We start from the raw sequence: 14,373 nt of genomic DNA, 5'->3' as shown, positions 1-14,373 counted from the left end.
AATCCTTAGGAAGGGATCACACTCATGCGCGCAAAGCGTTTATTAGCTGCAGCAACCGCTGCAGCGCTTGCAGTTGGAATCGTTGCAGTCGCAACTCCAGCTAAAGCAGCAGTAAATATCTGCCAGGCAAAGAATGTTAAAGAAGCAGGCGGATTAGATAACCTAATCAAGCTAGCGAAGAAAGAGGGCAAGCTTGCTCTCATTACAACCCCACGTAACTGGGCAAACTACGGTGCGATTCACGATGCATACGAGAAGGCTTTTGGTGTCAAGGTAACTGTTGATAATCCAGAAGGATCATCACAGTACGAAATCGACACAATGAAGACAGCTCCTAAGTCAAAGCAACCAGATTCAATTGATATTGGACCTCTAGTAGTTGCACAGTTGACTCCTCCAGGATCAAAGCCACTTTCATCTCCTTACCAAGTTATCAACTGGAAGGACATTCCAAACGCAGCTAAGGATCCATCAGGTCTTTGGTACGGAAACTACGGTGGAAAGCTTGCGATTGTTTACAACACAACACTTTCACCAGCACCAACTAAGGCTTCAGATTTCTCAAACCCTGCATACAAGGGCTTTGTAGGAATCACAGGAAACCCAACTTCATCTAACCAAGCTTTCATGTCAGTTTTGGCAGCAAGCATCGGTAACGGTGGACAAAAGAACCTTTCAGATGTGTCTAAGGGACTAGAGCTATACAAGGCTGTTAAGGCGCAAGCACCACTAGTAAGCGTTAACGGAACTAACCTTGCTACAGGCGCAGCAAAGCTTGGTTTCATGTGGGACTTCAATGCACTAGGAGTTATTCCTGCAGCTAAGGCTGCTGGACTAGATCTTAAGTTTGTATACCCATCAGACTTCGTTCTACAAGCACCTCCATACATCAACGCAATCAACGTTAAGTCACCAAACTGTGCAAACGCTCGTTTGTGGCAAGAGTTTGTTTACTCACAGAACAAGGGAAAGACAGCTGCAGAATTAACTGCAGCAGATCTAAAGCTTCCTGGTTCTAAGTTGTTCGCATTGATGCAAGGTGGACAGAACTACTTCCAGCAGTCAGGTGCTGACCCAATCATGTCAATCGCGATGGCTAAGAAGAAGCTTCTTGTCCCATCACTGCTTGATTTCAAGGTTCCTTCAACTGCAAAGATCATTGGACCTGCAACTATTGCAGACGTACTAACTGCTCGTGAGCAAATCATTTCTCAATGGGCTAGTTTGTAATAAGGAAATATGACACCCAATGTCATAGAGGGAGGCGCGCCTTCAAGGGGACGCGCCTCCCTTACTTCTTTTTTAAAAAATGTTGCCCCTGCATTGCCACTCTTGGCAATCATCGGTTTCTTCTTTTTATTTCCAATTGCTCGCTTGATTTACGTTTCTTTCATGTCCAATGAAAATACATTTACCTTGGACAATTTCCGAACCACAATGCAAGAGCCTTATCGATCAGGTTTCATTAATTCGATAAAAATCGGACTCTACTCTGCCGCGATAGCCGCTGTACCTGGTGCAATTGCCGCATATTTCATTGAATCTAGAGGCCCAGTAAAATTACGTAGAACAATTTCTGTAATGAGTGGCGTGTTAGCTAACACTGGTGGTGTACCACTGGCATTTATGTTCTATGCAGCCCTTGGAATTCAGGGTCAACTTACAAAGGTACTTAAATTTTTTGGCTGGGACATTTATGCCGGCCGGTTCTCACTTGGAACATTTTTAGGATTGTTAATTGTCTACTTGTATTTCCAGCTGCCACTCATGATCATTGTCTTTTCCCCCGCAATTGTTGCCTTAAGGCGGGAATGGGCTGAGGCAGCTCGCAATCTAGGTGCAAACCAGTTCAACTACTGGGTCAAAATCGGTTTCCCACTTTTGTTCCCAAGCTTTATTGCCTCATTTCTATTGCTATTTGCGAGCGGGTTTTCAGCGTATGCAACCGCTAACGCGCTAACAATCGGAGACATCGCTTTAACCCCACTGCAGATTGGTGGGTTGCTAGATGGCAACGTCTCAGCCTCGCAAATAAATCTTGGTAAGGCACTAGGCGTTGTCATGATTGTGATCTCTGCATTTGCAGTAATTCCGTACTTAGCGATTCAACGACGCAGCGCAAGGTGGCAAAAGCGATGAAGAGAAAACTAAATCTTCCACTAACAATTACGCTAATACTTCTTTCGCTATTTGTTTTCATCCCGATGATTTCAGCTTTCGAGTTTTCGCTTAGAACCCCAGGAAAGGGTGGCTATGGTTGGGACCAGTATCTCTGGGCCATTCGAGAAGAAGATTTCTTCTATTACATAATCCGGTCCGGCTGGCTAGCTGCATTAACCGTTGTAATCACCTTGTTTGTGCTTGTTCCGACCATGACTTGGCTTCATCTATCAAAATCCAGCATCAGACCTTTTGTTGACGGTATTTCGCTTTTGCCCCTTGTTATCCCGGTCGTTGCTTTTGCAGTTGGTGCACAAATTTCATTTCCTGAATTTGTTCAAAACACTGTGCTCGAACTTCCGTTCTTGTATTTTGTCTTAGCATTGCCATACGCGTATCGGACTTTAGATATTGGTTTGAATTCAATTCCATTAAAGACATTAACTGAGGCTGCACGAAGTGCCGGAGCAAATTGGTGGCGCACCATTATTACGGTGATCATTCCTGTAATCAAGAGCGCAGTTGTAGGAACCGTAGCAATAACATTTGCACTTTCGCTAGGTGAGTACACATTGACAGTCTTATTGCACTGGGACACCTTCCCAACGTGGGTCACCTTCGTTGCTCAAGAAAATATTTTGGGAGCAATTGCGATTTCCATGATGTCGCTAGTTATCCCATTCTTAGTTTTAACCGCGGTCACACTTGTTTCGCCAGAACGTTCTACGCAAGGGAGAAAGTAATGTCTAGTAAAAATCTAATCCTACGAAGTGTTTCCAAGCGATTTGGAAATGTTGTTGCACTAGATAACTTTGACCTAGAAGTCGGCGTAGGCGAGCTCGTTGCGCTACTGGGACCATCTGGATGCGGAAAGACGACCGCACTTCGAGTTGTTGCTGGTCTAGAACATCAAGACGCCGGATCGGTGTTAGTTGGCGATCGAGATATTTCCCAAACACCAGCTCATAAGCGCAATATGGGAATGGTTTTTCAGGCTTATTCACTATTTCCAAACCTAACTGTTGAAGAAAATGTAGCTTTTGGTTTGCAAATGAGAAAAGTCAGTAAGCACCTACGTCTAAAGAAAGCGCACGAACTCTTGGACTTAGTGGGCCTGGATTCACAAAGTAAGCGATACACCCACCAGCTTTCAGGTGGCCAGCAGCAGCGTGTGGCATTGGCTAGAGCCTTGGCATTTGAGCCAGAAATTCTCTTGCTAGATGAACCTTTATCAGCCCTTGATGCGCAAGTGCGCGTAAATCTGCGTGAAGAAATTCGCCGCCTGCAACTGTCATTAGGCACAACAACTTTGTTTGTTACGCATGATCAAGAAGAAGCCATGGCAATTTCTGACCGTGTTGGAGTTATGAATAATGGTGTTCTAGAGCAGATCGATACACCTGATGCGCTTTATAACAAACCTGCCTCATCCTTTGTTGCTAGCTTCGTTGGCACAATGAACAGAATCCCAGCACACATCACAGATGGAATGGTGGAAATCTTTGGCAGCAAAGTTGTTGCGCTCAAGCGTGGCAATGAAACTGGAAAAGTGCATGCATTAATCCGGCCAGAATCAATCGCAGTTGTTGCACAATCTGGGCAGTCGAATGCAAAGGTTTTAACGCGATCATTCATGGGTGCATCATCAAATATTATTTGCCAGACTTCGGACGGCACGATTGTTCAATCATTAATGACAAGTACATCAACAGGTGATCTGCATCCAGGTTCAGAGGTCCAATTGCAACTCTTAAGCAAAGAAGTTTTGGTCACTAATGCATAGCACTACCGGAAATCGTATTGTTCGGTCGAAAGTTTCTCCTGAATCAAATTGGCGTGAACTTCTGCTTGATAAGGGTGAAAATGTTATTGGCGAAGAACCACTTAATGCACAAGTTATAGCAACCTTCATTCATCTAAGTGATATTCACATCTGTGATGCAGCATCGCCGGCCCGACTTGAATTCTTAGATCGCATTGCAGATCCTGATAATCCTTTGTCGCAATTAGTTCCATATATCGGCACCTATCGAGCACAAGAATTCTTAACAACACAAGTTCTTGAAGCTATGGTCACAGCAGCAAATGACATTAAGCGCGCACCACTGACAGGTGCTCCAATAGATGCAGTTGTGATTACGGGTGACGTCACGGATAACGCTCAAAGCAATGAATTGGATTGGTACAAGAAAATTTTAGATGGTGGTGTTGTAACCCCAAAGAGCGGTGATTCACAGCGTTCCGAGGGCTCACATTCCTCAAATGCCGATCTCTACGATCCTCATTATTACCACCCAGATGGGCCGCCAACCGGAATGCCGGCAGATCGCCCACATGTATTGCACGACTTTCCGCACTTCAAAGGCGCACTTGCAGCATCTGAACATCAGTTTATTGCAAAAGGTTTAACTCATAATTGGCTTGCAGTACACGGAAATCATGACGCCCTTTTGCAAGGTACTGCGGTACCAACTCCTGAACTAGATGCACTGGCACAAGGTCCTGAAAAATTGGCAGCTTTAAAAAACATGGCAGATCTTGCAGATCTCTTTCAAGGCTTTGGTGAAGTTGGACCCGCTGTCTATCCTGGGTTAGATCACATGGACACAAATGAAGTAACCGCAGATCCTCGACGTGCTTTAGTGAAGATGCAGGATTGGGTTGACGTTCACACAAACTGTGGACATGACCATGGTTTAGATGCAGAGCAACCAGAAACTTCTTATTGGTATCGAAATATTGGAAGTCAACTTCGCTTGATTGCCTTAGATACAGTTAATCGCTTCGGTGGTTGGCAGGGATGCATTCATCGTGAACAGTTTGAATGGCTGTCGCATTTATTGGATGAATCAAAGGATAAGTATGTAGTTTTGACTTCGCACCATTCATTAGAGAATTTGTTTAATGGATATGTTCCAGAAGAAGTAAGTGCACCAGCACTAGAAGAAGAAGTTCGCAGACTTCTAGCCAAGCACCCTAATGTTGTTTTGTGGTTCTCGGGACACGTACATGATCACAAAATCACACAAAGTCGAAACAGTGACGGGTCTCATGCATTTTGGGAGATCCGCACTGGTTCGCATATTGATTGGCCGCAACAATCTCGAACAATCGAAATCGTTAAATCTAACAACGGTAAAATTGCAATCGGAACAGTTGTCTTTGATCACGCGGGCCCAGTTGTGTTTAATGGAACCGCAGATGAGTTGGCAGATCCTGTGGCACTTGCGGGGCTCTCTCGCCTTTTGGCGGCCAATGATTGGCAGCGGCAAAACGGTGGACCTTATGCCCTTGAATTAATGGAGGGTCAACCAGAGGATCGAAACATCTGGCTCTGGGCCAACGATCCCCTGAAATAAGCGCAGATTCCTATAGGCTCACGGGCGTGTTACTTAGCGATCGCGATATCCGCGCAGAAATAGCAGCTGGCCGAGTTGGCTGCGAGCCATTCCATGAGGCGATGATCCAGCCATCATCGGTTGATGTGCGCCTGGACAAGTACTTCCGTGTTTTTGAAAACCACAAGTACAGCGTGATCGATCCGTCCATTGAACAACCAGAGCTAACCCGCGAAGTTGTTGCTGACGGAGACGAACCATTTATCTTGCACCCAGGTGAATTTGTTTTAGCAAGCACCTACGAAGTAATCACTTTGCCCGATGACATCGCAGGACGCCTAGAAGGAAAGTCTTCTTTGGGCCGCCTAGGTTTGCTAACACACAGCACCGCCGGTTTTATTGACCCAGGCTTTAGCGGACACATCACCCTTGAGCTTTCAAATGTTGCAAACTTGCCGGTCAAATTGTTTGCTGGCATGAAGATCGGTCAGTTGTGTCTCATCAAACTCTCATCTCCCGCTGAGCATCCTTACGGCAGCGAGAAATATGGTTCACGCTACCAAGGACAGCGCGGACCAACACCAAGCCGTTCATTCTTAAACTTCCACCGTTCGAAAATAAACTAATCCCGCGGGAATGAACCCGCAGAAAGCGCGGTTTAATTAGGTATGGAACTCATCATTGGTTTAGCAGTTATTGCTCTTATCGCTGTCTTTTTTATCTCGCAATACAACCGCCTGATTACTTTAAACATCACAGTTGATGAGGCATGGGCACAGATTGAAGTCCAACTAAAGCGTCGTGCTGACTTAATCCCTAACTTGGTTGAAACCGTTAAGGGATATGCAGCACATGAACAATCAACTTTTGACGCAGTCGTAACTGCGCGCGCAAAGGCAACAACTGCAACCACCGTTGCAGACACTGCAGCCGCTGATGGAATGTTGACGCAAGCATTGCGTGGTTTGTTGGCAGTTGCCGAGGCATACCCAGATCTAAAGGCATCAACAAACTTTTTGTCATTACAAGAAGAGCTTGCAACAACTGAAAACAAAGTTGCATTTTCTCGTCAGTTCTACAATGACAATGTGCGCTCGCTTAACACTGCGGTTAAAACCATCCCGAGCAGCTTCTTTGCTGGCTTTGCCAAGGTTTCAGAGCGCGAATTCTATGAAGTTGAAGATCCACAAGATCGTAACGTTCCAAACGTTTCTTTCAACTAAGCCAACCAAATGAACTTTAGAACAATGCAAGCGGCTAACCGCCGCAAAACAATTGGTCTGCTCATGGGTATGGGCGTATTGATGTGGTGTGTTGTCTACGCCGCGCTTTCATACTTTGGCGGAACAGGTGCGGGCATTGTTCCTATTGCAGTGGGTATTTCATTAATTTCAGTGTGGGGCTCTTACTATGGCTCTGACAAATTAGTGTTAACAATGACTGGTGCTAAGTTGATTCAAGAATCAGATAATCCAAAGTTATTTGATTTAATCCATGAAGTAATCATTGCTTCGGGTTTACCAATGCCAAAGGTTGCCATCGTTATTGATGATGCACCCAATGCATTTGCCACTGGACGCGACCCAGACCATGCGTTGATTGCATTTACTACCGGAATTTTAGATGTCATGGATCGCGATCAATTGCAGGGCGTTATCGCCCACGAGCTTGCACATGTTGCTAACCGCGACACCTTGGTAAGCGCGGTTGCTGCAACAACAGCCGGAGCCATTGCCATTGTTTCTGATGTGTTGGCACGAATGATGTTTTTTGGTGGCCGCCGAGATAACAACAACGCCAACCCAATTGCCTTGGTCCTGTCACTGGTTATTTTGATTATGGCGCCACTTGCCGCAGTTTTGCTCAAATCTGCAATCTCGCGTAAGCGTGAATCACTAGCTGATGCAACCGCGGTTTCCTTTACGAGAAACCCTGCAGGCTTGCGTTCTGCGCTAGAGGTATTGGCGGCAGATTCAACTGTTGTGCGACAACGATCTACTGCAGTTGCACACATTTGGATTGAATCACCGCTGGATTCAAAATCAGTATCCAAGATGTTTTCTACGCACCCACCAATTCAAGAACGTATCGCCGTTCTAAAATCTATGGAATCGCTGGGCTGATTAGTTCTGCGTTAGTTTTTGAAATGCAGCGTAAAAGCTGCGCCTTTTCCAAGCTCTGAAGCCACAGTTACTTCGCCGCCGTGGGCCCGCATAACTGCATCAACAATCGAAAGCCCTAAACCGCTTCCATCTTTACTGTTGCGTTGGCGTGAAGCATCAACACGGTAAAAACGTTCAAAGATGCGAGCTTGATCTTGGGCAGATAACCCAGGACCGTTATCAGCAATAGTGACAAGTGAATCAACACCAGCTTTTGAAACCGAAACGTTAATCGCTGTACCTGCAGGTGTATGTGCACGTGCGTTAGCTAAAAGGTTTGTAACTACCTGATAAATCTTGTCGGCATCACCCTTAGTCACAACACCACTTGCAATACTTGTTGTAATTACGTGGTCAGGTCCTGCAGCTTGCGCCGATGTGACCGCCTCTTGCACTAATTCGCTCAAATTTACATCTGCAATAACAAGTTCACGGGATTGATCCATGCGTGCCAACATCAACAAATCTTCTACAAGGTAACCCATGCGCATCGATTCTTTTTCAATGCGGGAAATCAATTCATTTGTTTTTTCACCGTCAGGAACTGCGCCTTGTCGATGTAGTTCAGCAAAACCGCGGATCGCAGTTAATGGCGTGCGCAGCTCGTGGCTGGCATCTGCAACAAAGCGACGTAGTTTGTCTTCACTTTGCATGCGTGCATCGAAAGCCTCTTCAATGCGCGAAAGCATTGTATTAAGAGAAGTACTCAAGCGGCCAACTTCGGTGTCGGGTTCAAAGTTGTCAAGACGCGCGGATAAATCCCCCGCAGCAATCTTTTCAGCGGTTTCCTCAATTCTTTGCAGCGGGCGCATACCAACTTTAATTACTTGACGAGATGCGAAAGCAATAAAAATTAGCACCAAGCTTCCGATAATCAAAAATACAGAACCAATTTGCCTAGTTGTCTTATCAAAATCAGCTAATGATTGAGCAACAATTACCGACCCTAAAGAAGATGGTAAAACTGTGGTTGCAACACGAAAATCTGGACCAGGTGCTTGGATAGTAAATGGTTTACTTCCGTAGGCTTCGACCTGCCCAGGCAGCAAACCCTTCACATAATCAGTGATTTCATTGGAGTTAAAGTCACCACCAATACCGCCAATTAGGTTTCCAAATGGATCTAGCACCGTTACCGATGTTGATGTTGGAACGCGATTAAGCGGAGTAATTGCTTGCGCCGAGCGCTGACTATCTTGATCGCCGTCATCTGCAATTCCGGCACGGTCTAGACGCTCCGCAACACCACCAACAACGCTAAGCAGCTGGTCATCTACTTGATTAATTAAATAATCACGAAGTAACGCTTGAGCTCCAACACCTGCACCTACGAACCCAATCGCAGAAAGAACGAGCACTCCGATCGTTAAACGATTCCGAAGACTTGAATTCGCCCAATCTGTTCGTAAGGTTCTGGATCTCATTGACTACTTAGGCGGCATCCGCAATCGGTAACCAACTCCACGAACTGTGTGAATTAGTGGCGGTTCAAAGGCATCAACCTTCTTGCGCAGATATGAAATATAAGTTTCAACAATTCCCATGTCGCCACGGAAGTCGTACTGCCATACGTGATCAAGGATCTGTGCCTTTGATACAACGCGATCAGCGTTAATAATTAAATAACGTAGCAACGCAAATTCAGTAGGCGAAAGATCTAATAGCTCGCCTGCACGACGAACTTCGTGAGTTGCCTCATCAAGTTCTAGATCTGCAAAGCGCATCTTTTCATCATCGATATCAATTGAATCCACACCTGTGCGACGGAGAAGTGCGCGCAAACGTGCAACAAGTTCTTCTAATGAAAATGGCTTAGTCATGTAATCATCGCCGCCAAGAGTTAAACCCTTAACTTTGTCATCCATGCCATCTTTGGCGGTTAAAAACAGAACTCCTGTATCAACACCTTCATTACGAATCTTCTTGCACACTTCAAAACCATCAAGATCAGGCAACATCACATCAAGAACCATTGCATGTGGCTTAAAATCTTCAGCTACACGTAGTGCTTCTGCACCATTGGCCGCAGTGCGGACATCAAAGCCCACAAAACGCAGGCTTGTAGAAATCAGTTCGCTGATGCTTGCTTCGTCATCAACAACGAGAATGCGCTGGCTGTTCTTGTCTAGTGTTGTAGTCATGACCAGAGAATGCTCTCACAGCCTGAGTCTTACCTGAGAATGGGTCGTATTTACGCTTAGTTTTCCTTGACTGAGCGCAGTAAAACCTGCGCAACATCTAAGACTTCAACGGAAGACTCCTTGGCATTCATTCCATCGCTAGTCATCACACGGCAGAAAGGACAGGCCACAGCCAGTTCAGTTGCACCCGTTGCGATCGCTTCTTCAACACGATTGATGTTGATGCGTGTGCCAATTTTTTCTTCCATCCACATACGTCCGCCACCTGCGCCACAACAAAATGATCTTTCCTTGTTACGTGGCATTTCAGTTAGTTCAACACCGGTTGCTTCAAGAATTTCACGTGGTGGTTGATAAATCTCATTGTGACGACCCAGATAACAAGGATCATGGAAAGTCATTGCAGTATGAGACATCTTGATCGGCAACAAACGCTTTTCGCGAAGCAACTGGTTGAGCAGCTGAGTGTGGTGAACCATTTCAAGTTCGTAGCCTTGCTGACCGTAATCGCGACCAATTGTTGTAAAGCAATGTGGGCAGGTAACAACAACTTTCTTCTTACCCTTTGGTCGATCACCGAAAGTTTCTTTAAAGGTTTCAATGTTTTCCCGCGAAAGAATTTGATACAGGAACTCATTACCAGCACGACGTGCAGGATCGCCAGTACAGGTTTCTTTCTTACCAAGAACTGCAAAATTAACTCCGGCCATGTACAAAAGTTCTGCCACGGCTTTAGTTGTCTTCTTCGCACGTTCTTCATAAGCACCAGCGCAACCAACCCAGAACAAGTATTCGACATCTTCAGGAAGTTCGCCTTCAATAACATTTACTGGGAAATCACATTCAGCAATCCATGCTTCGCGGTCAGCGCGGTTTGCACCCCATGGGTTACCGGCCTTTTCTAGATTTCTAAAAGTGCCACCAAGTTCTGACGGAAATTCTGATTCAACAAGAACCTGAAAGCGACGCATGTTAACAATGTGATCAACATGTTCGATATCAACTGGGCATTCGTTCACACATGCACCACATGTTGTACAAGACCACAAAACATCCAAACTAATTGGTGAATTTTCACCAACCAAAGCTTCATTTTCTACGGTCTTTGCAAAAGCGTGATCACGCATAGCCATGATTAAAAGCTTTGGTGACAATCGTTTTTCGGTATGCCAAGCAGGGCACTGGGATTGGCAACGACCACATTCGGTACATGTGGACATATCCAACAGACCCTTCCAAGAAATGTCTGCGCGTGTTCCAAGACCAAAGACATCATCTTCTTTTGGATCTTCAAAATCAATTTCTTTACCGTGCGACATCATTACTGGCAGGGCGCCAAGTGATGATTTTCCATCTGCGTTGCGACGGAAAAAGATATTGAACGGTGCCAAGAAACGGTGCCAAGCAATTCCCATGGTCAGATTTGATGCAATGACGATAAACCAAGCCATCGAACCAACGATCTTGATTGTGGCAATGATCTGAATCCATGATTCAAGTTGACCAAGAGTCATTGACTTAAACATCGCAGCGATAAACCAGGTTGTAATGAAATGACGGTTCCAGGATGTGTAATCAGATAACGCACCTTCAAGTCCGCGCAATGCGATTACACAAAAAACAATAAGCAAAATTGTGGCTTCGACGTAATACGCCTTACCGTTGCCAGAACCGGCAAAACGTGAACGCTTATTTTTGCGCAGCGTTACTTGGCGAATTCCAATCAGCGCAACGATTCCAATACCTGTTGCCCACGCAATTAATTCAGTGATGTATTCATAAACCCAGAAATGTCCGATGACTGGCAGCGCAAAACGTGGATCAATCAATTGGCCGTACGCCGTAACCAAAGTTCCAAATAAAACAAAGAAACCGATCATCACAAACCAGTGCGCTAATCCAACTACTGAAAAGTTAAACATCTTTGTGTGACCAAAGATTTCTCCGAACGCCATCTTGAAACGCTGCGCCTTGTCATTGCCACGCGTTGAATCTGGTTGGCCCTTCTTATAGATCCCAATCAGCTTCTTGGTGCGAACAGCTAAGAGGACTAGGGCAACAACGGTGATGCCATACGAGATCGCGGCGAGCGTGAAGTTCATGGGGTAAGGCTAGCCAGCGAGTTAAGGAATAAAGAGCAGGGGTTGTGTGTTCAACCAGATAGAAACCTGAGTCGCGACGACTCAACCTTTTGGGTATGATCGACTCAGGTTCAGCAATCCTCGACCCTAAATCAGGCTCGAGCGGGACAAAAGGAGCACACACAATGGCTAGAGCAGTCGGAATCGACCTCGGTACAACTAACAGCTGCGTATCCGTTCTTGAAGGTGGCGAGCCAACAGTTATCGCCAACGCGGAAGGCGCACGTACAACCCCATCGATCGTGGCTTTTGCTAAAAACGGCGAAGTCCTTGTTGGTGAGGTTGCCAAGCGTCAATCAGTGACAAACGTTGAACGCACAATCCGTTCCGTAAAGCGTCACATGGGTACTAACTGGACTATCGATATCGATGGCAAAAAGTACACATCACAAGAAATTTCAGCACGCGTTCTGCAAAAGCTAAAGCGCGATGCAGAAGCATATTTGGGTGAAACAGTTACGGACGCAGTAATTACCGTACCTGCTTACTTCAATGACGCGCAACGCCAAGCAACTAAAGAAGCTGGCGAAATCGCAGGTCTAAATGTTCTTCGTATCATCAACGAGCCAACTGCTGCAGCGCTCGCATACGGTCTTGATAAGGCCGACAAAGAACAAACAATTCTTGTATTCGACCTTGGTGGTGGAACATTTGACGTTTCACTTCTAGAAATCGGCGATGGTGTTGTTGAAGTTAAGGCAACTAATGGCGATAACAACCTTGGTGGAGATGACTGGGATCAAGCACTTGTTGATCACTTAGTACAAACTTTTGGTGCTGCAAACGGAATTGATTTAACTAAAGACAAGATGGCGATGCAACGTGTTCGTGAGGCTGCTGAAAAAGCAAAGATCGAATTATCGTCATCACAATCTGCATCAGTTAATTTGCCATACATCACAGTAGATGCTGAAAAGAATCCACTGTTCTTGGATGAAACAATTACGCGCGCGCAGTTCCAGCAGTTAACTTCTTCTCTGCTAGAGCGTTGCAAGAAGCCTTTCCAAGCAGTTCTAAAGGATGCTGGAATTCCAATTGCAAACATTCATTCAGTCGTACTAGTTGGTGGATCAACGCGTATGCCAGCAGTAGTTGAATTAGTAAAAGAACTTACTGGCGGCAAGGAGCCAAACAAGGGTGTTAACCCTGACGAAGTTGTTGCAGTCGGAGCATCGCTTCAAGCTGGTGTTTTAAAGGGTGAAGTTAAGGATGTATTGCTCCTAGACGTTACTCCGCTATCTCTTGGTATCGAAACCAAGGGTGGCGTGATGACACGTTTGATCGAGCGAAACACAACTATTCCTACAAAGCGCAGCGAAGTGTTTACAACTGCTGATGACAATCAGCCAGCTGTGCAGATTCAGGCATACCAAGGTGAGCGCGAAATGGCCGCTTACAACAAGAAGCTTGGAATGTTTGAACTAACAGGTCTTCCACCTGCACCACGTGGAGTTCCACAAATTGAAGTTACCTTTGATATTGATGCAAACGGAATCGTTCATGTATCTGCAAAGGATCTTGGAACAGGTAAAGAGCAGAGCATGACCATCACTGGTGGATCTGCATTATCTAAGGAAGAAATCGAGCGCATGATGGCCGATGCTGAATCACACGCTGAAGAAGATCGTCAGCGCAAGGAAGAAGCAGAGATCCGCAACGCCGGAGATTCACTTCTGTATTCAACTGAAAAGTTCATCAAGGACAATGAAGAAAAACTGTCACAAGGTGAAGCAGCTGAAAAGAAGACAGAAACAGAAGCCGCGCTTGCTGAACTTAAGACCGCACTTGGTGGTTCAAACTACGAGATGATCAAATCTGCAACTGAAAAGGTTGCAACTGTTAGCCAAGCATTAGGTGCAGCGTTGTATGCAGCCGGTGCAGCTGAAGGTGAAGCAGCACCTGCCGAAGATGGCGTTGAAGATGCAGAAGTCATCGAGGAAGACAGTAAGTGACCGAAAATACAACTGAAGAAGTTGTAGAAGATGTAGTGGTTGAACCGGGTCAGGAAACTGACCCGGTTGCAACACTTACTGCGGACTTACAACGCTTGCAGGCCGAGTATGCAAATTACCGAAAGCGCGTAGAACGCGATCGCGCAGTTGCACATGAAAGCGCAGTGGGCGCAGTCCTTACCGAACTACTCGCCCTGCTCGATGATGTTGATCGCGCAGAACAACATGGCGAGCTAACTGGCGGCTTTAAAGCGGTAGCAGATCAGCTAAATTCAATAACTTCACGCATTGGCCTAGAAAAGTACGGCACCGAAGGCGAAGCCTTTGATCCCCAGATCCACGAGGCACTTATGCATGATGAATCAGCAGAAGTTGCTGTTGCAACTGCATCAAAGATTTTGCAACCTGGTTACAAGTACAAAGAGCGCATTTTGCGCCCTGCGCGTGTAGCTGTAACAGATCCAGCAACAGGAGCGTAA

General features: G+C 45.8%; 13 protein-coding genes. 10 read left to right on the top strand and 3 right to left on the bottom strand.

Annotated features, from left to right (window positions below; genetic code table 11):
- Window positions 1-24 precede the first annotated feature (24 nt).
- The 8 genes from AC9UC2_RS00945 (at window position 25) to AC9UC2_RS00910 (ending at window position 7,621) form a co-directional block, all read left to right on the top strand.
- The gene (locus AC9UC2_RS00945) at window positions 25-1,230 is read left to right on the top strand and encodes an ABC transporter substrate-binding protein (protein WP_509524172.1); all 1,206 of its coding nucleotides are present in this window, start codon (window positions 25-27) and stop codon (window positions 1,228-1,230) included.
- Window positions 1,231-1,392: 162 nt separating this feature from the next.
- Complete coding sequence (locus tag AC9UC2_RS00940) at window positions 1,393-2,139, top strand: ABC transporter permease (RefSeq protein WP_509524170.1); 747 nt, start codon at window positions 1,393-1,395, stop codon at window positions 2,137-2,139.
- Window positions 2,136-2,903 (top strand): ABC transporter permease subunit, encoded by a 768-nt coding sequence (locus tag AC9UC2_RS00935; RefSeq protein ID WP_509524168.1) that lies wholly within the window; start codon window positions 2,136-2,138, stop codon window positions 2,901-2,903. Before AC9UC2_RS00940 ends, AC9UC2_RS00935 begins: the two co-directional genes overlap by 4 nt.
- The gene (locus AC9UC2_RS00930; RefSeq protein WP_509524166.1) at window positions 2,903-3,943 is read left to right on the top strand and encodes an ABC transporter ATP-binding protein; all 1,041 of its coding nucleotides are present in this window, start codon (window positions 2,903-2,905) and stop codon (window positions 3,941-3,943) included. Before AC9UC2_RS00935 ends, AC9UC2_RS00930 begins: the two co-directional genes overlap by 1 nt.
- Window positions 3,936-5,519 (top strand): metallophosphoesterase, encoded by a 1,584-nt coding sequence (locus AC9UC2_RS00925; protein ID WP_509524164.1) that lies wholly within the window; start codon window positions 3,936-3,938, stop codon window positions 5,517-5,519. The genes AC9UC2_RS00930 and AC9UC2_RS00925 overlap by 8 nt, the downstream gene beginning before the upstream one ends.
- 26 nt (window positions 5,520-5,545) lie before the next feature.
- Entirely contained in the window at window positions 5,546-6,124 is a 579-nt protein-coding gene (dcd, locus tag AC9UC2_RS00920) for a dCTP deaminase (RefSeq protein WP_509524161.1), read from the top strand.
- 42 nt (window positions 6,125-6,166) lie between these two features.
- Window positions 6,167-6,721 carry a LemA family protein gene (locus tag AC9UC2_RS00915; protein WP_509524159.1) on the top strand — a complete coding sequence of 185 codons (555 nt, stop codon included), beginning with the start codon at window positions 6,167-6,169 and terminating at the stop codon, window positions 6,719-6,721.
- Window positions 6,722-6,730: 9 nt separating this feature from the next.
- Entirely contained in the window at window positions 6,731-7,621 is an 891-nt protein-coding gene (locus AC9UC2_RS00910; protein ID WP_509524157.1) for a M48 family metallopeptidase, read from the top strand.
- Window positions 7,622-7,632: 11 nt separating this feature from the next.
- On the opposite strand, the gene AC9UC2_RS00905 is transcribed toward AC9UC2_RS00910, so the two are convergent.
- From AC9UC2_RS00905 to AC9UC2_RS00895, 3 genes are read right to left on the bottom strand one after another with little or no spacing between them, the layout of a single operon-like run.
- The gene (locus AC9UC2_RS00905; RefSeq protein WP_509524155.1) at window positions 7,633-9,084 is read right to left on the bottom strand and encodes a sensor histidine kinase; all 1,452 of its coding nucleotides are present in this window, start codon (window positions 9,082-9,084) and stop codon (window positions 7,633-7,635) included.
- A gap of 3 nt (window positions 9,085-9,087) precedes the next feature.
- Complete coding sequence (locus AC9UC2_RS00900) at window positions 9,088-9,801, bottom strand: response regulator transcription factor (RefSeq protein WP_509524152.1); 714 nt, start codon at window positions 9,799-9,801, stop codon at window positions 9,088-9,090.
- A 56-nt stretch (window positions 9,802-9,857) separates the two neighbouring features.
- Window positions 9,858-11,903, bottom strand: a complete 2,046-nt coding sequence (locus AC9UC2_RS00895; RefSeq protein WP_509524149.1) for a (Fe-S)-binding protein — start codon at window positions 11,901-11,903, stop codon at window positions 9,858-9,860.
- Between the two features lie 164 nt (window positions 11,904-12,067).
- Here AC9UC2_RS00895 and dnaK point away from each other — a divergent pair, with 164 nt between their 5' ends.
- Window positions 12,068-13,894: a molecular chaperone DnaK gene (dnaK, locus tag AC9UC2_RS00890; protein WP_509524146.1), complete on the top strand. Its 1,827-nt coding sequence runs from the start codon at window positions 12,068-12,070 to the stop codon at window positions 13,892-13,894.
- Window positions 13,891-14,373 (top strand): nucleotide exchange factor GrpE, encoded by a 483-nt coding sequence (gene grpE, locus AC9UC2_RS00885; protein ID WP_509524144.1) that lies wholly within the window; start codon window positions 13,891-13,893, stop codon window positions 14,371-14,373. The genes dnaK and grpE overlap by 4 nt, the downstream gene beginning before the upstream one ends.

The organism is Candidatus Planktophila sp. (assembly GCF_036734405.1).
Lineage (GTDB): Bacteria > Actinomycetota > Actinomycetes > Nanopelagicales > Nanopelagicaceae > Planktophila.
This window is presented reverse-complemented; position numbering and strand designations above follow the sequence as displayed.

Bases quoted from the DNA above. Each gene is read 5' to 3' on its own strand.
- AC9UC2_RS00945 (WP_509524172.1), top strand. From the start codon at position 25: ATGCGCGCAAAGCGTTTATTAGCTGCAGCAACCGCTGCAGCGCTTGCA.
- AC9UC2_RS00940 (WP_509524170.1), top strand. From the start codon at position 1,393: ATGTCCAATGAAAATACATTTACCTTGGACAATTTCCGAACCACAATG.
- AC9UC2_RS00935 (WP_509524168.1), top strand. From the start codon at position 2,136: ATGAAGAGAAAACTAAATCTTCCACTAACAATTACGCTAATACTTCTT.
- AC9UC2_RS00930 (WP_509524166.1), top strand. From the start codon at position 2,903: ATGTCTAGTAAAAATCTAATCCTACGAAGTGTTTCCAAGCGATTTGGA.
- AC9UC2_RS00925 (WP_509524164.1), top strand. From the start codon at position 3,936: ATGCATAGCACTACCGGAAATCGTATTGTTCGGTCGAAAGTTTCTCCT.
- AC9UC2_RS00915 (WP_509524159.1), top strand. From the start codon at position 6,167: ATGGAACTCATCATTGGTTTAGCAGTTATTGCTCTTATCGCTGTCTTT.
- AC9UC2_RS00910 (WP_509524157.1), top strand. From the start codon at position 6,731: ATGAACTTTAGAACAATGCAAGCGGCTAACCGCCGCAAAACAATTGGT.
- AC9UC2_RS00905 (WP_509524155.1), bottom strand. From the start codon at position 9,084: ATGAGATCCAGAACCTTACGAACAGATTGGGCGAATTCAAGTCTTCGG.
- AC9UC2_RS00900 (WP_509524152.1), bottom strand. From the start codon at position 9,801: ATGACTACAACACTAGACAAGAACAGCCAGCGCATTCTCGTTGTTGAT.
- AC9UC2_RS00895 (WP_509524149.1), bottom strand. From the start codon at position 11,903: ATGAACTTCACGCTCGCCGCGATCTCGTATGGCATCACCGTTGTTGCC.
- dnaK (WP_509524146.1), top strand. From the start codon at position 12,068: ATGGCTAGAGCAGTCGGAATCGACCTCGGTACAACTAACAGCTGCGTA.